Source organism: Pseudoalteromonas sp. CH_XMU1449-3 (assembly GCF_037027245.1).
GTDB lineage: Bacteria > Pseudomonadota > Gammaproteobacteria > Enterobacterales > Alteromonadaceae > Pseudoalteromonas > Pseudoalteromonas shioyasakiensis.
In genome coordinates, this window is sequence record NZ_JAYMDY010000019.1 from 45,060 (window position 1) to 64,109 (window position 19,050).

At 42.3% G+C, this 19,050-nt stretch carries 25 protein-coding genes and 4 tRNA genes; 20 read left to right on the forward strand and 9 right to left on the reverse strand.

Annotated elements, in window-relative coordinates; all coding sequences use genetic code 11:
• Positions 1-10 precede the first annotated feature (10 nt).
• Genes rpsJ through rpsQ form a run of 11 tightly spaced genes read left to right on the forward strand, consistent with a single transcriptional unit; the run spans position 11 to position 4,978 of the window.
• Positions 11-322: a 30S ribosomal protein S10 gene (rpsJ, locus tag WA256_RS18110; RefSeq protein WP_002957900.1), complete on the forward strand. Its 312-nt coding sequence runs from the start codon at positions 11-13 to the stop codon at positions 320-322.
• A 27-nt stretch (positions 323-349) separates the two neighbouring features.
• Complete coding sequence (rplC, locus tag WA256_RS18115) at positions 350-985, forward strand: 50S ribosomal protein L3 (RefSeq protein WP_036974218.1); 636 nt, start codon at positions 350-352, stop codon at positions 983-985.
• A gap of 17 nt (positions 986-1,002) precedes the next feature.
• A complete protein-coding gene (gene rplD, locus WA256_RS18120; protein ID WP_062568199.1) occupies positions 1,003-1,608 on the forward strand; it encodes a 50S ribosomal protein L4 in 606 nt (201 codons plus the stop codon).
• A complete protein-coding gene (rplW, locus tag WA256_RS18125) occupies positions 1,605-1,907 on the forward strand; it encodes a 50S ribosomal protein L23 (protein WP_054552368.1) in 303 nt (100 codons plus the stop codon). The genes rplD and rplW overlap by 4 nt, the downstream gene beginning before the upstream one ends.
• 17 nt (positions 1,908-1,924) lie before the next feature.
• Positions 1,925-2,749: a 50S ribosomal protein L2 gene (gene rplB / locus WA256_RS18130; protein ID WP_054552369.1), complete on the forward strand. Its 825-nt coding sequence runs from the start codon at positions 1,925-1,927 to the stop codon at positions 2,747-2,749.
• A gap of 16 nt (positions 2,750-2,765) precedes the next feature.
• Entirely contained in the window at positions 2,766-3,044 is a 279-nt protein-coding gene (gene rpsS / locus WA256_RS18135; RefSeq protein ID WP_010376377.1) for a 30S ribosomal protein S19, read from the forward strand.
• 14 nt (positions 3,045-3,058) lie between these two features.
• Entirely contained in the window at positions 3,059-3,391 is a 333-nt protein-coding gene (gene rplV / locus WA256_RS18140; RefSeq protein ID WP_004588690.1) for a 50S ribosomal protein L22, read from the forward strand.
• An 11-nt stretch (positions 3,392-3,402) separates the two neighbouring features.
• Positions 3,403-4,104 (forward strand): 30S ribosomal protein S3, encoded by a 702-nt coding sequence (gene rpsC / locus WA256_RS18145; protein WP_054552370.1) that lies wholly within the window; start codon positions 3,403-3,405, stop codon positions 4,102-4,104.
• Positions 4,105-4,116: 12 nt separating this feature from the next.
• Positions 4,117-4,530, forward strand: a complete 414-nt coding sequence (gene rplP, locus WA256_RS18150; RefSeq protein WP_036974208.1) for a 50S ribosomal protein L16 — start codon at positions 4,117-4,119, stop codon at positions 4,528-4,530.
• Positions 4,530-4,721, forward strand: a complete 192-nt coding sequence (rpmC, locus tag WA256_RS18155; RefSeq protein WP_054552371.1) for a 50S ribosomal protein L29 — start codon at positions 4,530-4,532, stop codon at positions 4,719-4,721. Before rplP ends, rpmC begins: the two co-directional genes overlap by 1 nt.
• Positions 4,721-4,978 carry a 30S ribosomal protein S17 gene (gene rpsQ / locus WA256_RS18160; protein WP_054552372.1) on the forward strand — a complete coding sequence of 86 codons (258 nt, stop codon included), beginning with the start codon at positions 4,721-4,723 and terminating at the stop codon, positions 4,976-4,978. The genes rpmC and rpsQ overlap by 1 nt, the downstream gene beginning before the upstream one ends.
• 245 nt (positions 4,979-5,223) lie before the next feature.
• Here the strand turns inward: rpsQ and WA256_RS18165 are convergent, their stop codons facing one another.
• The 8 genes from WA256_RS18165 to WA256_RS18200 all read right to left on the reverse strand — a co-directional run bounded on the left by WA256_RS18165 (position 5,224) and on the right by WA256_RS18200 (position 12,775).
• Positions 5,224-6,108: a hypothetical protein gene (locus WA256_RS18165; protein WP_335992783.1), complete on the reverse strand. Its 885-nt coding sequence runs from the start codon at positions 6,106-6,108 to the stop codon at positions 5,224-5,226.
• A 129-nt stretch (positions 6,109-6,237) separates the two neighbouring features.
• Positions 6,238-7,431, reverse strand: coding sequence for a dipeptidase (locus WA256_RS18170; protein ID WP_054563921.1), 1,194 nt, complete (start codon positions 7,429-7,431; stop codon positions 6,238-6,240).
• 60 nt (positions 7,432-7,491) lie between these two features.
• Complete coding sequence (locus WA256_RS18175; RefSeq protein WP_054554495.1) at positions 7,492-7,749, reverse strand: YheU family protein; 258 nt, start codon at positions 7,747-7,749, stop codon at positions 7,492-7,494.
• A complete protein-coding gene (locus WA256_RS18180) occupies positions 7,746-8,726 on the reverse strand; it encodes a hydrolase (RefSeq protein ID WP_054563919.1) in 981 nt (326 codons plus the stop codon). The genes WA256_RS18175 and WA256_RS18180 overlap by 4 nt, the downstream gene beginning before the upstream one ends.
• A gap of 142 nt (positions 8,727-8,868) precedes the next feature.
• Positions 8,869-9,009 carry a DUF3149 domain-containing protein gene (locus tag WA256_RS18185; RefSeq protein WP_119852677.1) on the reverse strand — a complete coding sequence of 47 codons (141 nt, stop codon included), beginning with the start codon at positions 9,007-9,009 and terminating at the stop codon, positions 8,869-8,871.
• Positions 9,010-9,247: 238 nt separating this feature from the next.
• On the reverse strand, positions 9,248-11,404 hold the full coding sequence (locus WA256_RS18190) for an ATP-binding protein (RefSeq protein ID WP_058583721.1): 2,157 nt from the start codon (positions 11,402-11,404) through the stop codon (positions 9,248-9,250).
• A gap of 112 nt (positions 11,405-11,516) precedes the next feature.
• On the reverse strand, positions 11,517-12,173 hold the full coding sequence (locus WA256_RS18195) for a helix-turn-helix transcriptional regulator (protein WP_054563917.1): 657 nt from the start codon (positions 12,171-12,173) through the stop codon (positions 11,517-11,519).
• Positions 12,174-12,403: 230 nt separating this feature from the next.
• Positions 12,404-12,775 (reverse strand): histidine triad nucleotide-binding protein, encoded by a 372-nt coding sequence (locus WA256_RS18200; RefSeq protein WP_062564697.1) that lies wholly within the window; start codon positions 12,773-12,775, stop codon positions 12,404-12,406.
• 105 nt (positions 12,776-12,880) lie between these two features.
• On the opposite strand from WA256_RS18200, the gene WA256_RS18205 reads away from it, so the two are divergent.
• Positions 12,881-13,510 carry a DUF2057 domain-containing protein gene (locus tag WA256_RS18205; protein ID WP_335992784.1) on the forward strand — a complete coding sequence of 210 codons (630 nt, stop codon included), beginning with the start codon at positions 12,881-12,883 and terminating at the stop codon, positions 13,508-13,510.
• A gap of 52 nt (positions 13,511-13,562) precedes the next feature.
• Here the strand turns inward: WA256_RS18205 and WA256_RS18210 are convergent, their stop codons facing one another.
• Positions 13,563-15,407 (reverse strand): M1 family metallopeptidase, encoded by a 1,845-nt coding sequence (locus WA256_RS18210; RefSeq protein ID WP_335992785.1) that lies wholly within the window; start codon positions 15,405-15,407, stop codon positions 13,563-13,565.
• Between the two features lie 145 nt (positions 15,408-15,552).
• Between WA256_RS18210 and murB the strand changes: the two genes are divergently transcribed.
• The 8 genes from murB to WA256_RS18250 all read left to right on the forward strand — a co-directional run.
• A complete protein-coding gene (murB, locus tag WA256_RS18215; RefSeq protein WP_335992786.1) occupies positions 15,553-16,563 on the forward strand; it encodes a UDP-N-acetylmuramate dehydrogenase in 1,011 nt (336 codons plus the stop codon).
• On the forward strand, positions 16,560-17,552 hold the full coding sequence (gene birA / locus WA256_RS18220; protein WP_251604453.1) for a bifunctional biotin--[acetyl-CoA-carboxylase] ligase/biotin operon repressor BirA: 993 nt from the start codon (positions 16,560-16,562) through the stop codon (positions 17,550-17,552). The genes murB and birA overlap by 4 nt, the downstream gene beginning before the upstream one ends.
• Positions 17,549-18,247 (forward strand): type III pantothenate kinase, encoded by a 699-nt coding sequence (locus tag WA256_RS18225; protein ID WP_063529777.1) that lies wholly within the window; start codon positions 17,549-17,551, stop codon positions 18,245-18,247. The genes birA and WA256_RS18225 overlap by 4 nt, the downstream gene beginning before the upstream one ends.
• 117 nt (positions 18,248-18,364) lie before the next feature.
• A tRNA-Thr gene (locus WA256_RS18230) sits at positions 18,365-18,440 on the forward strand.
• 40 nt (positions 18,441-18,480) lie between these two features.
• Positions 18,481-18,565 (forward strand) — tRNA-Tyr (locus WA256_RS18235).
• Between the two features lie 44 nt (positions 18,566-18,609).
• Positions 18,610-18,684, forward strand: a tRNA-Gly gene (locus WA256_RS18240).
• Positions 18,685-18,697: 13 nt separating this feature from the next.
• Positions 18,698-18,773, forward strand: a tRNA-Thr gene (locus WA256_RS18245).
• A gap of 136 nt (positions 18,774-18,909) precedes the next feature.
• Positions 18,910-19,050: GTP-binding protein (locus WA256_RS18250; protein WP_244664431.1), on the forward strand; the 141-nt coding region annotated here is incomplete at its 3' end.

Consider the following 19,050-nt stretch of genomic DNA (forward strand, 5'->3'; position numbering starts at 1 on the left):
AGGTTTAAGAATGTCAAATCAACGCATTCGTATTCGCCTAAAAGCTTTTGACCACCGTTTGATTGACCAATCAACGGCGGAAATCGTGGAAACTGCGAAACGCACTGGCGCACAAGTACGTGGTCCAATCCCACTACCTACACGCTTTGAACGTTTTACTGTACTAACTTCACCGCACGTTAACAAAGACGCGCGTGATCAGTACGAAATCCGCACCCATAAACGTCTGATCGACATCGTAGAACCAACTGACAAGACTGTTGACGCTCTAATGCGTTTAGATCTTGCTGCTGGTGTTGATGTTCAAATCAGCCTGGGTTAATCGGAAGATTAGAGAGGTTTTAGGAAAATGGCATTAGGTCTAGTCGGTCGTAAAGTGGGTATGACACGTATCTTCACTGAAGATGGTGTATCTATCCCTGTGACAGTTATCGAAGCGACACCTAACCGCATTGCTCAGATCAAATCTGAAGCAACTGACGGTTATAACGCGCTTCAAGTAACCGCAGGCACTAAAAAAGCAAGCCGTGTAAACAAAGCAGCAGCGGGTCACTTCGCTAAAGCTGGTGTTGAAGCGGGTCGCGGTCTGTGGGAATTCCGCCTAAATGGTGGTGAAGGCGATTTTGAAGTAGGCGCTGAGCTTACTGTTGAATTATTCAACGAAATCAACAAAGTTGACGTAACCGGTACTTCTAAAGGTAAAGGTTTCCAAGGTGGTGTTAAGCGCTGGAACTTCAGCATGCAAGACGCTACTCACGGTAACTCTCTATCTCACCGTGCTCCTGGTTCAATCGGTCAAAACCAATCACCTGGTAAGGTGTTTAAAGGTAAGAAAATGGCCGGTCACATGGGTGCTGAGCGTGTAACGACTCAAAACTTAGAACTAGTTCGCGTTGACGCTGAGCGTAACTTGCTTTTAGTTAAAGGTGCAGTACCTGGCGCTATCGGCGGTGACGTTATCGTTAAACCAGCTGTTAAAGCATAAGTCCTGGAGATTTAGTGATGGAATTAGCAATTAAAGACGCTTCTGGCGCTCTTGAAGTTTCTGAAGCTACTTTTGGACGTGAGTTTAACGAAGCATTAGTACACCAAGTAGTTGTTGCTTACGCAGCAGGTGCTCGTCAAGGTACTCGTGCTCAGAAGACACGTTCTGAAGTAAGCGGTGGTGGTAAAAAACCATGGTCTCAAAAAGGTACTGGCCGTGCACGTGCTGGTACAATTCGTAGCCCAATTTGGCGTTCAGGTGGCGTTAGCTTCGCAGCTAAACCACAAGATCACAGCCAAAAAGTAAACCGTAAAATGTACCGCGGTGCGATCAAAAGCATCTTATCTGAATTAGTTCGTCAAGAGCGTTTAATCGTTGTTGAGCAGTTTGGTCTTGAAGCACCAAAAACTAAAGAACTAGTTGCTAAGCTTAAAGAACTTGAGCTTAAAGATGTTCTAATCGTGACTGAAGAAGTAGATGAGAATCTTTTCTTATCGGCACGTAACCTATACAAGGTTGACACGCGTGATGTAGCTGGTATCGATCCTGTAAGCCTAATCGCTTTCGATAAGGTACTTATTACAGCTGCTGCTGTTAAGCAACTTGAGGAGGCGCTAGCATGATCCGTGAAGAACGTCTTTTAAAAGTGATCCTTGCTCCACACATCTCTGAGAAAAGCACTATCGCTGCTGAAGAGAACAACACGATTGTTTTCAAAGTAGCTTCTGATGCAACTAAAGCTGAAATCAAAGCTGCAGCAGAAAAGCTTTTTGAAGTAGAAGTAACTGGTGTTCGCACACTAAACGTTAAGGGTAAAACAAAACGTACTGGCATGCGTTTCGGTCGTCGTTCAGACTGGAAGAAAGCTTACGTTACTCTTAAAGAAGGTAGCGAGCTAGACTTTGTCGGCGGCGCCGAGTAATAAGGGGAGTTAGAATTATGGCACTTCAAAAGTGTAAACCAACTTCTGCGGGTCGTCGTCACCTGGTTAAAGTGGTTAACCCAGATCTACATAAGGGTAAACCTTACGCACCACTACTAGAGAAAAACTCTAAGTCTGGTGGTCGTAATAACAAAGGTCGTATCACGGTTCGTCACATCGGTGGTGGTCATAAGCATCATTACCGTGTAATCGACTTTAAACGCACTAAAGATGGCATTCCAGCTGTTGTTGAGCGTCTAGAGTATGATCCAAACCGTAGCGCAAACATCGCTCTTGTATTATATGCAGACGGTGAGCGTCGTTACATTATTGCACCTAAAGGCTTAAAAGCTGGTGATTCAATCCAATCTGGTATTGATGCACCAATCAAAGCTGGTAACACGTTACCAATGCGTAACATGCCTGTAGGTTCGACTGTTCACAACGTAGAATTAAAACCAGGTAAAGGCGCGCAAATCGCACGTTCTGCTGGTGCATACGTTCAAATCCTTGCTCGTGAAGGTCAATACGTAACTCTACGTCTTCGTTCTGGCGAAGTTCGTAAAGTTCCAGCTGACTGTCGCGCAACACTTGGTGAAGTAGGCAATGCTGAGCATATGCTTCGTTCACTAGGTAAAGCTGGTGCAAATCGCTGGCGTGGTATCCGTCCGACAGTTCGTGGTGTTGCCATGAACCCGGTAGATCACCCGCACGGTGGTGGTGAAGGTCGTACATCTGGTGGTCGTCATCCTGTGTCTCCATGGGGTAAGCCGACTAAAGGTGCTAAGACACGTAAGAACAAGCGTACAGATAAATTTATCGTACGTCGTCGTACTAAATAATAGTTGAGGAATAGCCATGCCACGTTCTCTCAAGAAAGGTCCTTTTATTGACCTACACTTGCTGAAGAAGGTAGAGAAAGCGTTGGAAAGCGGTGACAAGAAGCCAATTAAAACTTGGAGCCGTCGTTCAATGATCATACCTAACATGATCGGATTGACCATCGCTGTCCATAATGGTCGTCAGCACGTTCCTGTGTTCATCACAGACGAAATGATCGGTCACAAACTAGGTGAATTTGCACCAACTCGTACTTACCGCGGTCACGCTGCGGATAAGAAAGCGAAGAAACGTTAAGAGGGGAATGATAAATGCAAGCATTAGCTAAACATAAATTCGCCTCTGGTTCGGCGCAAAAAGCACGTCTAGTTGCAGATCAGATCCGCGGACTTCCGGTTGATCGCGCTCTAGAAATCCTGGCGTACAGCCCTAAAAAAGCGGCTGTATTAGTTAAAAAAGTACTTGAGTCTGCTATTGCTAACGCAGAGCATAACGAAGGTGCTGACATTGATGAGCTTCGTGTAACTACGATCTTTGTGGACGATGGTCCAACAATGAAGCGTATTATGCCACGTGCTAAAGGACGCGCAGACCGCATCCTTAAGCGTACAAGCCACATCACTGTTGTGGTTTCAGATAGCTAGGAGTATAAGTAATGGGACAAAAAGTTCATCCTACTGGTATTCGCCTAGGTATCTCTAAACCTTGGGTTTCTACCTGGTACGCGAATTCAAAAGATTTCTCTGATCAGCTTTTTGGCGATCACAAAGTACGTACTTTCCTTACTAAGGAATTAAAAGCGGCTTCTGTGTCTAAAATCGTTATCGAGCGTCCAGCTAAATCTATCCGTGTAACAATTCACACAGCTCGTCCTGGTGTTGTTATCGGTAAAAAAGGCGAAGACGTTGAAAAACTACGTCAAGCAGTAACTAAGATTGCAGGTGTTCCGGCTCAGATTAATATCGCTGAAGTTCGTAAGCCTGAACTTGATGCACAACTAGTAGCTGACGGTATTGCGTCACAGCTAGAGCGTCGTGTTATGTTCCGTCGCGCTATGAAGCGTTCGGTACAAAATGCAATGCGCATTGGTGCAAAGGGTATCAAAGTTGAAGTTAGCGGTCGTCTTGGCGGTGCTGAGATCGCACGTTCAGAATGGTATCGTGAAGGTCGTGTACCTCTACATACTCTTCGTGCTGATATCGACTACGCAACTTCTGAAGCCTTAACCACTTATGGTATCATTGGTGTTAAAGTTTGGATCTTCAAAGGCGAAGTTATTGGTGGTTTACCACTAGTACAAGAGCAAGAGAAGCCAGCTAAACGCGCGCCAAAGAAAGCCAAAAAAAGTGCTAAGTAGAGGTAGCGAGTAATGTTACAGCCAAAACGTACAAAATTCCGTAAAATGCACAAAGGCCGCAACCGCGGTTTAGCGCAAAACGGTAACAAAGTAAGCTTCGGTACTTTCGGTTTGAAAGCTACTGGCCGTGGCCGTATGACTGCTCGTCAAATCGAAGCAGCTCGTCGTGCTATGACACGTCACGTAAAGCGTCAAGGTAAAATCTGGATTCGTGTATTCCCAGATAAGCCAATTACGAACAAACCATTAGAAGTTCGTATGGGTAAAGGTAAAGGTTCTGTTGAATATTGGGTTGCTGAAATTCAACCTGGTAAAGTACTTTACGAAATGGAAGGTGTTTCTGAAGAGCTTGCTCGTGAAGCATTTAACCTTGCAGCGCGTAAATTACCATTCACAACAACTTTCGTAACTCGGACGGTGATGTAATGAAAGCTAGCGAACTAAAAGACAAAAGCGTAGAAGAGCTAAATGCTGAACTTCTAGGACTTCTTCGTGAGCAGTTCAACCTGCGCATGCAAGCAAGCACTGGTCAGTTAGCTCAGACACACACGCTAAGAACAGTACGTCGCGATATCGCGCGTGTAAAAACAGTTATTAACCAGAAGGCAGGTCAATAATGAGCGATAAAATCCGTACTCTTCAAGGCCGTGTAATCAGTGACAAGATGGATAAATCTTTCACTGTTGCTATCGCACGTTACGTGAAGCATCCAGTATATGGAAAATTCATCAAACGTACGACTAAACTACACGTACATGACGAAAACAACACAGCTCAAACTGGTGACGTAGTTACTATTTCTGAGTGTGCTCCTATTTCTAAGACTAAGTCTTGGACTTTAGTAGACGTTGTTGAGCGTCCAAAGAAAGCTTAATTTTTAATTAAGTTTCCTTACTAAAAAGCCCCGGCATCTGCTGGGGCTTTTTGTTTTTAAAAACAGTTGGAAGCTTTAAGCTTTAAGCTATAAGTTTTAAGTAGATTGAGCGGGTTGTTTTCTTTCGGTTTACAAAAACTAATAGTTGCTTGAGAGTAAACAGGATTTAGTTTGTCCTAGCACCTAGCACCTAGCACCTAGCACCTAGCACCTAGCACCTAGCACCTAGCACCTAGCACCTTCAATCATTTCCCCAACGCTTTATCTAGCTCTTCTCTTAACCGAGGGCCTTTTAGGTTTTCAGCCATTATTTCGGCAACCTTTGCATTACTGCTATTTTCAAGAGTGGTAATTCGTTCTGCTAAATCACTGGCATAACTATTGTTGCCGTCTCTTGTGGCACGAAAAAATTGGCCGATGAGGGCTGTGGCAGAAATATTGCGAACATAATCATTATCGTCAGATTGTAAAAGCTTTTGAAAATGCTCAGCGAGCTTAGGCGATACGTTATTTTGGCGAGATAAATTCTCTAATGTGCTGATACGAATCTTAGGGTCATTGGTGTATTCGCTAATGCTTATCATGGCATCGATTACTGCATTTGCTTGGTTGTCGTCCAAGTCGCGTCTGAGCATGCTTAGGGTCATTTTTAGTTGCCCGTAGGCAGCTAAGCGCTCATTTTCGGACTTACTCAAATTGAGTAAGGTGGCAAGAGCTTCATTTATTGAGCTGTCGGCATATTGTGGGTCTGCTTTGATGCGTTCGCGGTAGTCATCAGGTAAATTACTTAGCCAGCCAAGTGCCGGATTTCTTTTTTCGATTTCGACTCGTCGCTCTTTTTCTTGCTGTTCCATTGCTTGTTTAACTAATGAGGCAAGTCGCTCAGGATCAATTGTTGGCGCTTGATTTTCAAGCTCGTGAATGCGTGTTTCGAGATCTAAAATATAGCCATGTAAGGCAACTAGATTTTCTCTGTCTTGCTCTGGAATGGTTAACTTTTTTAAGTTAGGTTTTGCTTGCTGAATAACTACAGGCTTGTCAGTCGAGTTTACTTTTGTATAGCTATAAATTGATAAGCCAAGTGCAATGCTTGCAAATGCCAGCGCAGTATTCCCTTGCCAAGTTGACATATCACATCATCCAAGTTGCTTTGTAATATCAGCAGATTAAAACAAGCTATTTGTATTATCAATTACTTATAATGATAAAAACAAAAAGCGCAGCTAGTTAGCTGCGCTTTGAAATAGAGTTTATATCGATTAATGGGCTTTTGCGTATGCTTCAGCTTGTTGCCATACACGTAGCATATTGCCACTTAAAATCTTTTTGATGTCTTTATCACTATAACCACGGTCCATTAGACCTTGCACAAGGTTAGGATAGCTAGATACATCTTTTAAGCCAGTAGGTAGAGAGTCGCCTACACCATCGTAATCTGAGCCAATACCCACATAATCGATGCCAATTAGCTCAACTACATGGTCAATGTGATCAAGTACTTGTTCTAAGCTTGCAAATGGAAACGGGTTTTTAGCGCGATAAGCAGCATCAAAATCTTTGCTTAGCTTAGTACCGTCTTTTTTCTTTTCAGCCTTTGCTGATTTAAGTTGATCGTACCAAGAGCCTGCTTTTGCAGTAACAAAGCTTGAACCGAAGTTAATTTGAATAACACCACCATTCTTTTTAAGAGCTAACAGCATGTCGTCATTCATATTACGCTCAAAGCCAGGGGTGTATTTACGCAGTGATGAGTGTGAAGCAATCACGGGTACCTTTGAAATTTCCATCACTTGGTAAAACGCATCATCAGAAATATGCGAAACGTCAACCAGCATACCAATGTTGTTCATTTCTTTTACTAGCTCTTTACCGAACGGGCTAAGGCCTTTCCACTTACGACGGATGTCATAAGATGAATCAGAAATGTGGTTGCTCTGTGAGTGAGCTAGCGTGATGTAACGTACGCCACGCTCATAAAAATGCTTAAGGTTTTTAATGTCGCCTTCGATAGGTGAGCCGTTTTCCATGCCCATAGCAATCGACATTTTGCCTTGTTTAAATTGCTCTTTAATATCGGCAGTTGAGTCTGCAATAGCGAATTTACTTGGTGCGCGTTGCACAATCGCTTCCATAGAGTCGATTAGCTGATTTGCTAATTGATAGCTTTTACCTTTGCCTTCAAATTCTAGGTTTGCAGGAATGTAAATTGACATGAAAGGAGCGTTCAAACCACCTTGCACAGCACGCGGATAATCAAAATCACCGTCGCTTGTAGCTTTGGTTACGTCAGCCCACTTGTTATGAATACGGTAAGGCACATCGATATGGGTATCGATTAAAATAGTGTCTTTTGCTAGTTTAATGGCTTTATCTGATGCAGTAACCTGATCTGCATTTGCTTGACCAATTAAGGCCAAAGAAACTGCGGCAACCAGTGAGCTTAGTTTTTTCATTTTTTAATGGCTCTTTAAGTTAAAAAGCCATTGTGAAGGGTTACAGTGTAACTTACAAGTTTAGTCGTTAAACGACGCTTGGTACTCCGGGTCAGCTTGTAGAGCAATGAATTCAGCTTTAGATATAATCGTAACTGACTCATGTAACTCAGAAAAAAACACCATGGCTTCACCATTTTTAAGCTGTTGATGAACCTGCGCTACTTTGCTTTCAATGCTAAATTCTTGTTCGCCGTAATCAGTGCCTTCACGTAAAACATAACTTTCGATTAAATTATACAGAGTCTCTTTATCGAGGCGTTCGTGGGGAATGATCATAACTGCTCTTTTTTAACTAATTGTTGAAAATACTCAGGAACAATTCGTTCAAGCCAATATTCGGGCTTAAAAGGGTTTTTACCGCTAATAAATCCGACATGGCCCCCTTGTTCTGAGATGCGCAGCGTAACATGTTCACTCACATCTAAGCTATCTGGCACGGCTTTTATTGATAACATCGGGTCATCTTTGGCGTGCACAATCAGCGTAGGTGTTGCAATGCTTTTTAAAAATGGTTTTGCACTCGCTTGCTGATAGTAATCTTCAGCACCGGCAAAGCCATGCAATGGTGCCGTGAGCATATTATCGAATTGCCATAAGTCATCAATCGCCATGAGCTTTTCTGGCGTTAGGCTAATTTGCTGTTCGATTTGTGGTAGCTTTCTTTGCATCGACTTTTTCATACGGTCGAGCAAATACTTTTGATAAATCTTACCTAAGCTTTTACGAATAACTTCGCAAGATGAAGATAAATCAAACGGTGCAGACACAACGGCTGCGCCAGTTAAGTTTGATTTAGTACCTTGCTCACCTAAATACTTTGCCAGTACATTACCACCTAACGAAAAGCCCACGGCAAATAACGGGCGTTTTGGAAACTTGCTCTTCAGGTGGTTGATGAAAAAGCGCAGGTCTTCTGTTTCACCGCTGTGATAAGCACGTGCTAAACGGTTAACTTCGCGCGAGCAGTTTCGAAAATGCATCAATACAACAGCAAAGCCTTGTTGTTTAAGTTTTTTCATCATGCCTTTAGCATAAAAGCTATTTATGTTGCCTTCTAAACCGTGCAATACAATAGCGAGGGGTGCTTGCTCGTTATGAGGTGTTGCCCAAGCTAGTTCTAAAAAGTCGCCATCTGGAGTATCGATTGTCGATAAGTCGTAACGGGTATTATGAAAAGGGCGAAAAAAGCGCGGCATTATGGTTTGTAAATGGCGATTGCGCATCCACCACGCAGGCTTAAACTCAGGTAACATAGCTGACACTTTCGAAACAAAATAAGCGCCTATTGTAGCAAGTTTTTGCTTTTTGAGAACCGCTACAAGATTTTAGCTAGCTGCAAATAAAAAGCCCCTAAACAATAAATTGGATAGGGGCTTTGTGCGTCGTGCTTAATTCTTACTTAGGAACTTCTGCGTCGTGTATTTTCTTAATAAAGAAACCAACATAGAAAAGGCATAAAACGATAACAACTGCCAAAATGCCGAATGACATAAATAAAACTGGGTCGCTAAAAAAATCTCTGAAGAATACGTTCATGGTTGTGCCTCCTAATGTCTATGAGTTAATCATAGGCTGGCTTGAGGGCGGCTGATATGATCCAGATCAAGCTATTTTCCTGATGCTAAATAAGGCGATTTAATAGTTGATTTGGATCAAGTTTATTAGGGGAGTTCGGAGCTTTCAGACATGCGAGAGAGGGGAATTTCTACGCATATGACAAATGTCGCTTGCTTGAGGATAATTAGGGATTAGTCTCGCTAGGAGCTAGGAGCTCCTATGCTAACTCACTTCTAACATGCTTTAAGTAGGCTTGTAGGCTTTCTTGCCATAGGACTAATGCGTCGGTTAGTGATTCCTTTAAAGGCTTGTTGTCGAGCAGTTTACGCTCGATTTTCTTAAGCTCTAAACCATAGCGGTTAAAGCCTAGTTGTAAAGCCGTGCTGGCTTGGCGGTGCAGTAGCTTGATGCACTGCTCTTTATCGTCCTCGACGAGCTGTTGGCAGCGGATCAGTTTGTTTCTGGCTGACAATACAAACTCGTTGTAAATCGATGACACTTCATCTTCACTGAATGAGCTGACAAGAGTCGCTGCGGCTGTTTCATCATAGAGTGTATCGCGCAGCTCAACAGCAATGCTTGCTGCTTGATTACTTTGTGAATCACTAAGTGCTTGGCGTAGTTTTTGTTGCTTAATTGGTTTGCCAACAATGTCTTTGATGCCAAGTGCTAAGTATTCTTTTATTTCATCAGGGCTAAGGCTCGCGGTGAACGCTAACACCGGGGTTCGCTGGTTTAAATGGTCGATATTTTTTAGCTTTTTCAGCACTTCTTGGCCTGTTAAATCAGGCAAATTCATATCGAGTAATACCACATCAAAGTGATGTTTTTGCATTAGTTCAATGGCACTAGTACCATCTTTTGCAAGCTTAATCTTGTGCTCGTCATCGGCCATAAATTCAATGGCAATTTTTTGGTTTAAGTCGAGGTCTTCAACTAATAACACGTCTAGACCAGTAACATAATCTTTTGATTGGTGACGCTGCTCAACAAGACTAAGCTCACCAATGGCAAGCGGAATATCAAAGCTGAAAGTACTACCTTTATTAAGTTCACTCTCGATATTGAGCTTGCTGCCTAGCTTTTCCAATAAGCGGCTGGTGATTGCTAAGCCAAGGCCTGTACCTCCTTTTTCTTTACCTGCGCTGCTTTGAACATAAGGTTCTGTTAGGTATGCAATTTCTTCATCTTCAATACCAGGGCCTGAGTCAATAACACTAATGCGAACAAGGTGATCTAATTGCCCTTCATTGAGCAGTTTTACTTGGATTTTTACTGCACCTTGGTCGGTAAATTTAATCGCATTACCTACTAAGTTAATAATAACTTGTCTGAGTTTTTGTTGGTCGCAGTAATAACATGCTTGATCGGGCAAGTTGTATATAAGTTCAAACTTTAAATGTTTTTGCTCTGCTAAAGGGCTGAGTAAAAGGCACAGGTTATTGAGCCAGGTTTTAAACTCGACGTCTTCTTCGTAGAGCGCTTCATCACGCTGATCAAGGCTGGCGTAATCGAGTACTTTATCGACCAGTAAGTTTAGCGACTCAGCTGAGTTAATTATTGCTTCGCAATAAGGTTTGTCACGTGGGTCACTCGACTGGTTCATGATTAGCTGTGCACTACCCAAAATGCCATTTAACGGCGTACGTATTTCATGGCTGATAGTTGATAGGAATAAACCACGAATTTCTAAGTCTTTATGAGCTTTTTCAGCTAACTGATTGAGGTTTTGTTCGCGGCGTTCATTACATAATAATGCCATACCAGTTGCATAAAACATCGGCGCAATAACACCATTAATAAATAAAGTGATACTAAACCAATCCGCTGACAATAAGCTTGCTGTTGTGACATCTCCCATCATTAAGGTTCGGCCTGTAAATATAGCCAGAATAATGCTGAGAATTAAAATGTAGACAATACTGCCATTAGGGTAACTTTTACGGCCATTTCGAATAAATAATGCCAGTAAAAACAAGGCTTCAACTATATGCTGAAGATCAGAAACCAAAATCCGACTACGTAACTCTGCGCTATCAGTGGCAAGGTAAATCATGGTAATCGCGAGCGCCACCGTTATCGCAACAAAGGTTTTAAAGCCAACGCATTTGGCATTTAAAAATTGGCAAATCGCAAGTACATGAATAATGGAAGCACTAAAGAGTAGGGTGTTTGCGATAGCAACACTGGCAATATTATTGATATGACCATGCAATGCAAAACTCATTACCGATGCAAACATCACTAGAGGGTAGAAAATATAGAGTAAGGTGCCCGGAGTATTATTATTGGTTCGCCATGTAAGGTAATTAAGAAGAGTCATCACTGCCATCATGGCAGCACTGGCGTAATATAAAGTGGCTGAGTCGAGCATTGTATTTCCGGTGTTTTGCAATCAGTTTGAGCATAAAGTCAATTACAGTGTTTAGCAACCAGAAACAAAAACAGACGCGGCTGCGTCTGTTTTAACTTGTAGGATGTTTAGTTTAGCGAATTTCGTCTGGAATATTCTGCTGTGCCCAAGACAATAGCTCGATACGGTTACGACATTTAGTTTTTCTAAATGCACTATATAAGTGAGTTTTAACTGTATGTGGGCTGATGCTTAAGTCTTCAGCAATTTCTTTATTTTTCGAACCTTTACTCATTAGTGAGATAATTGCTTTTTCACGTTTAGTAAGTTTAACCGGTTCGATGTCACCATCTGTCAATTTGTGGAGTGCGTCTTTATTGAACTGCAACATACGATTTAGTGCATTACACATGATGTCGCGGCGATACCATAGTTGATCTTCAAGTAATAAACGAATGCCTTTCATTAACACATCAGCATTATCTGTTGTGTAAAACACACCACGAATACCACTTAATAGAGCACGGTTTGCAAGTTCAGGGTTTTCATCTAGGTTAAACAGCACGATATCGCATTTTAATCGTAAATTAACTAGCTGCTCTTTTAACTTGCCCCACGGATCTGTGCTTGACGTTTCAATAAATAACAAGCGTGTTCCTTCTGGTACTTCAGAGATATCAGTACCAGATGTCACTGCTAGTCCTTGTGTTTTTAACAATGGCTCTAATACGTTAATGCCAATAGTGTTAATTGGCTCTGGATCTAATAATAAAAAGGCTGAACTACTCATATATATACACTCTTGAATAAAGTTGACAGTTAAATCCTATCACGCAATCCACCCCTTTCGTATTAGAAATTTCTGAGAGTTGTGCAGGAAAAGTACAGTTTGTGTCTGTTTTGTGTCAAAAATTACAGTTAGTTAACTAATCGCAATATGTTAACTAACTGATATATATTTATTATAGCCAAAAATAATATGTTTGTGCTACTTTTTACATTTGTTTACATGTTAAAGTATTAGATTGCTGTTTTTTTCTTGTCCTGATATGGAGGCCAGCCCATTTCTTTACCTGCTAACATGTGTAGGTGTATATGGTACACAGTTTGTCCGCCGTGGTCATTACAGTTCATTACGACGCGAAATCCGTCTTCACTAAAGCCAAATTGTTTAGCGAGTTTTGCAGCAACTACATATAAGTGACCGACTAAAGCGGCGTTTTCTTCCGTAACATCATTAATCGTCGCTATTGGCGTTTTTGGGATGATCAGCACATGAAAAGGGGCTTGCGGGTTAATATCTTTAAAAGCTAAAGATAGATCGTCCTCATAAACAATATCAGCTGGGATCTCTCGGTTAATAATCTTTGTAAAAATAGTCTCTTGGCTCATACTTAGCTCTCTTATAAATGTGGTTAAATGACCGCCCACTAATGACAAACTTTATTTGCAGTGTCAAACTGAAACTGCCGCAAGTTGAACAACCAAGGAGTGAACATGCGTAAGTTAGTATTACTGAGTAGTGCGTTAATGCTATTTAATAGTTTCAGCAGTGTAGCTGAGACTATTCACTTTCCCGAAGAGTTTGTACCCTTACAAGTTGGAGAGCGCCTAATTGAACAGTCGTTTTTCAGTCGTGTTGACGATGTTGAGCTTGCCCCTGGTACTTACCAAGTGAAGATGAAATATACCGATCTTTACGAGCAAGGTTATGATGACCATCAAGTTGTTGAGTCAGAGCCATTTTGGGTTGAGCTTACGGTAGAGAGTGGCAAAGACTATGACCTAGTGTTTAATCGTGCCAGTAATGCTGTTGCGGCAGAAGTGTTTGCTGAATCACCGCAAGTGAGCTTAAAAGCCAAAGGCAGTGAACTAGCTGTGCCGCTATCGATAGTGAGCTATCGTGCAGCTAGCGCGCCTGTGCAAGCTGTAGCCAGTGCCTCAGTTGCTGCTACAAGTACAAGCAACAAGCCTGCGACTGCAATCCCTGTCACATTGCCTGCAAAAGTACCCGGCGGACAAGCGGGTTTGAAAAATACGCCAAGTGCGGCTGCGATGCTTGAGTTTTGGTGGCAACAAGCAAGCCCTGAAGAGCGCCGTGCGTTCTTACAAAAAGTAAGTAACTAATAAAATAATTAAAAAAGGCGCTGATTGCAGCGCCTTTTTTGTGTTTGATGACTTACTTTGCAAATAAGTCGTCAACAGTACCTTGTGCAAGTGGGTGGTAACCCGGACGTGCTTTTAAGTACACATCATGCGCCCAGTCTTTTTTACCGTTTTTAATAAGTGCTTTATAGAGTGGCACAATTAATTTACGACGACCGATGCCTGATAGGTGTTCATCAAGCGCTGGGTAAATTGGTTGATAACCATTACCTACCGCTATCATAAACCATGCGAAAGCACGCTCTGCATTAGTTGACTGTGTTAGGTTGAATTGATTATCAAGTTCAGTCATTTTTTCGATGCTTAAATCGCGAGGTAGGTTATTCAAAAAGTGTAGCCACTCGTGAACTGACCAATCCGCTGTTGGTAACTGGGCTGCACTGATCTCACCGTTTAACCATGTTTTGGTTACAGCATCAACTTTATCGAAGGCATCAGACGTTGGGTTAGGAGCATCGCTTGGTAAACCAGGCTCAAAGATCCACTCATTAACTTTATCCATGCTCACAACGCCTGGGTATTTGTCGATCAAGTTAGCTTTTAAGTAAGTAACAAATTGCGCTGTTGTAAGAGACTTAAACGCAAATTGGTCAAAGTAACCCTTTACGAATGGGTCAAACTTATCACGGCCAAATTTGTTTTCTAGATAGATTAAGAAAAGCTGACCTTTAGTGTAAGGCACTGAGCTAAATGCATCATCAGGATCGCGGCCATTAAGTTTTAAGTTAAGACGCGTATCTGGTGCTGGTAGAGTTTTAAGTAATGCACGTAAGCCGGCTGCATCAAGCGCTTGTTCCATAACTGCACGGTCACGACCAAACACTTCTTCCATAATGCGGTTTTCAACGTAAGACGTGAAACCTTCATTTAGCCATAAATCTTCCCAAGTCGCATTAGTCACTAAGTTACCAGACCAAGAGTGAGCAAGCTCGTGAGCAATTAGGTTTACTAAGCTTTTATCGCCAGCAACAACCGTTGGTGTGATGAATGATAAACGTGGGTTTTCCATGCCACCAAATGGGAAGCTTGGCGGTAGCATTAATAAGTCATAACGACCCCATGCGTATTCGCCGTACATCGCGTTAGTTTTATCGATCATCGCTTGCGTGTCGTTAAACTCAGCAACTGATGCATCTAAAATTGTTGGCTCAGCAAAGATACCCGTTTGCTTAGACATAGCTTTAAATTCTAAATTACCAGCACCAATTGCGATTAAGTATGGCGAAATTGGTTGTGGCATATTAAAGAGATAATCGCCGTCCTTATAAAGTGCATCTTTGTTATCAGCACTCATTACCGCACGAATGTCTTTAGGAGTGTGAATACGTGCCGAGTAGGTTACGCGCATTGCTGGCGTATCTTGTACTGGGATCCAACTACGAGCATGAATTGCTTGTGATTGGCTGTACATAAATGGGTGTGATTTACTGGCTGTTTGCTCTGGCGTTAACCACTGTAAACCTGAAGCTTCTGGGCGGCTGTTGTAGTAAATACGTGCTTTAACCGCTTGGCTTTTAAATTTAATTGTTAATTTTGAGCCCTTCACGTCATCACGTGCAGCAAGGGTGAAGTCAGCTTTGTGCCAGCTGCCATTTTGATCTTGATACATTACTTTGTCGATATCTAAATCGCGTGTATCAAGTACCAGTGTTTTGCTTGTTGCATTATGCCAATCTAGCGTGTGCTCAACAAAACCTTCTAGTTGTTTGTCATCAAAATCAACATCTAAATCTAGTAGTAGGTGAGTGGTTGTTACGTCATCTAAGTTTGCGTAAGTGTGCTGGCTGATTGCATCTGCAGTTGCTTGAGAGCAAGCACCGGCCATAGCAAGACTTAAAAGTAATGGTTTAAACTTCATAATAACCCTGGAACGGAAATGAAAAAGAGCCCGTTTTATAACATGATTAGTGCAGTGGGTTGAGTGATTTTTACAATCTAATGCGTATTTTGCGACGATAGGTTACACTAATGCGATTAGTTACCGGTAACCTTTGAGGCGTTTTGTGGCTCAGTCCCTGCAATCTTTTCATACCTTCTCTTTGCCAAGCCAATGTCAGCATTTTTATCAAATTGATGAAGTGAATCAGCTTTTAAGCACAGACTTTTCTGGGCCATTTTGTATTTTAGGTGAAGGCAGTAATACGGTGTTTTTATCTGACTACCAAGGTTCTGTGATCCACATGAATACGAAGGGCATAGATATAGAGCAGCAAAGCGATAGCTTTTTATTGCACATTGCAGCCGGAGAAAACTGGCACCAATTAGTTGCTATGACTATTGCTAATGACATGCCTGGGCTTGAAAACCTTGCTTTAATACCTGGGACTGTTGGTGCTGCACCAGTGCAAAATATAGGTGCTTACGGTGTAGAGCTTGAAAAGTTTGTGAGTTATGTCGACTACTTTGATATTGCCACCAAAACCATAAAGCGCTTAACTAAAGGCGAATGCCAATTTGGCTATCGTGACTCTATCTTCAAGCATTCACTGAAATATAAAGCAGTGATCACCCAAGTAGGGCTGCTGTTACCTAAGAAATGGCAGCCAGTGCTTAGTTATGGACCATTGCAAGAGCTTTCAGAACCCTCTCCACAGCAGGTATTTGAGCAAATCATCACAACAAGAAACAGCAAACTACCAAACCCCAGTGAACTTGCAAATGCAGGCAGTTTTTTCAAAAACCCAGTGATCAGTAATGAGCAACTTGCGTTACTTTTAAAAAGCTACCCAGAGCTACCTCATTACTTTGTGGATGCTGAGCATCATAAAGTTGCCGCGGGGTGGTTGATTGAGCAAGCTGGGTTAAAAGGCTTTAAGATCGCCGGTATTGAAGTGCATCAGCAGCAAGCTTTAGTGCTAGTAAACCACGGTAATAGTACAGGTAATGACTTAATTGCCATGGTAAAGCATGTACAACAACAGGTTTGGCATAAATATCAGATTGCTTTACAGCACGAAGTACGCCTGATCAATGCTGAACATGAATGCCACATTGAATTGGGAGCTTCATCATGAAAGCGCCAGATGGAAATAAGCTCGCTATTTTACAAGCTCTAAATACCGGTGGTTTTATTTCTGGTCAGCAATTGGGCGAGCAGCTCGGTATTAGCCGTGCAGCAGTGGGTAAACATATTCACTCTTTGCAGGAGATGGGGCTCGATATATTTAAGGTTACGGGTAAAGGGTATTGCCTAAATAATAGTGCAGGCTTACTGAACAAAGAAAAGATCGGTCTGCATTATAATGAGTTAGGTGGCAGCACCGCTAATGTTGAAGTGCAGCCTATTATTGATTCAACCAACAGTGAGTTAATGCGCCGTTTGCAAACAGAAGTATCTCTGCCATCTGGAAGCGTATTAGTTGCAGAAATGCAGCAAGCGGGAAGAGGGCGCCGTGGGCGCGTTTGGCAATCTCCATTTGGCGCAAACTTATACTTTAGTTACTTTTGGCGTTTGGATGATGGTTTGCAAGCTGCTATGGGGGTATCTATTGCTGTTGGGCTTGCTGTTTACGATACGCTTAAAGCCTTATATCAATTAGATGTAGAGCTTAAGTGGCCAAATGATATCTACTTAAACCGTGAAAAATTAGCGGGCGTATTAGTTGAACTTGACGGCCAACCACAAGGTCCTTGTCAGCTTGTAATAGGTATAGGTATCAATTTACATATGCCAGAAAGTGTTAGCCAACACATAGATCAAGCATGGACTGACTTAAGTCAGCATGTGCAGGGGTTAGATAAAAACAAGCTGGTGGCCTATTTATGCTTTTATTTAGAAAAACGTTTAGCTCAGTATCAGCAATCAGGTTTAAACGATATGTATCTACAGTGGAATCAATTAAATGCATTTGCTGGTGAGTGTGTTGAGCTAAACACGGGGCATCGTAGCTGGCGTGGTATTTGCGAAGGAATTGATAACCAAGGTGGCGTGCGTATTCGCCAAGACGGCGAAGTGAAAAGTTATTATGGTGGTGAAATTTCATTACGTAAGGCTGAGCTATGAAACTATTAGTGGATGTTGGCAATACCGCAATTAAAGCCGTTTTGTTTGATGGCAAGGATTACCAAAGCTGTGAACTCAGCAATTTACCTTGGTCACAAATAACAGAGCTGGTCTATGCCTGCGTAGGTAGCACAGCGCTACTTAAACCGTTATTAGCACAGGCGCAGCAACATGCTGTTCCTTACTTTGAAGCAGAGGTCACAGCAAAACTCGCTACGTTAACCTGTGCCTATCAGCAGTTTCAAAACCTAGGAATTGATCGCTGGCTCGCGGTGATCGCTGCGTATGTAGAATATCCCGAGCAAAACTGCATTATTATCGATGCAGGTACAGCAACGACAATTGATGTGCTTAATAAAGAAGGCGCGCATCTAGGTGGCTGGATCTTACCTGGCCTTGATTTAATGACCTCATCACTTACCCAAAATACGCAGCGCGTGTTTGATGATGAGCAAACCCCATTTACGACTGAGCTAGGGCGTAATACGCCAAATGGCCTAAAAAATGGCGCTATGGTTGCTACTCTTGGTGCAATCGAGCAAGCAAAACAACATCTTAACCAGCAGGGTTGTCAGTTATTATTTGCTGGTGGTTATGGCAAATTGTTAGCAGATACATATATAGATGCAAAGTTTGACAGCTTGCTCGTGTTTAAAGGACTGAATTATTGGCGTGAATTAGCTATAAAGCAGTAAAAATACGGGTTTTTGCCTGAATAGTGAGCGTTTAACACATAAATTCACATTTTTTTTAATTTTATGGTTGCATCACAATAAACCTTACCTTAGAATCTCGCCCCGTACTAAAGCAGTGCCGACTTAGCTCAGTTGGTAGAGCAACTGACTTGTAATCAGTAGGTCATCCGTTCAACTCGGATAGTCGGCACCACTTTCCTTTTACCGGAAGTGACTTAGTAAAGAATTTTCGTGGAGGGGTTCCCGAGCGGCCAAAGGGATCAGACTGTAAATCTGACGGCTCAGCCTTCGCTGGTTCGAATCCAGCTCCCTCCACCACTTTATTCTTGACGGTTAGAGGTAGTTTAAGAACAGGTTCCTATGCGGGCATCGTATAATGGCTATTACCTCAGCCTTCCAAGCTGATGATGCGGGTTCGATTCCCGCTGCCCGCTCCAGACTTCTGGTGTTGCTGATATAGCTCAGTTGGTAGAGCGCACCCTTGGTAAGGGTGAGGTCGGCAGTTCAAATCTGCCTATCAGCACCAGTATCGAGAACTCATCTTAATTTCTTCCTTTATCTGTCAGAAAAAACTATTTGAAATTTGAAAAAATTAAATTAATCTACCCTCGGTGGATTATTTTCATATGTAATCTAGATACACAAAACTGATAGGTTCCGTCATGGCAAAAGAAAAGTTTGAACGCGTAAAACCGCACGTAAACGTTGGTACAATCGGCCACGTTGACCACGGTAAAACAACTCTAACAGCAGCAATCACTAACGTACTTGCAAAAGTATACGGTGGTGTAGCTAAAGACTTC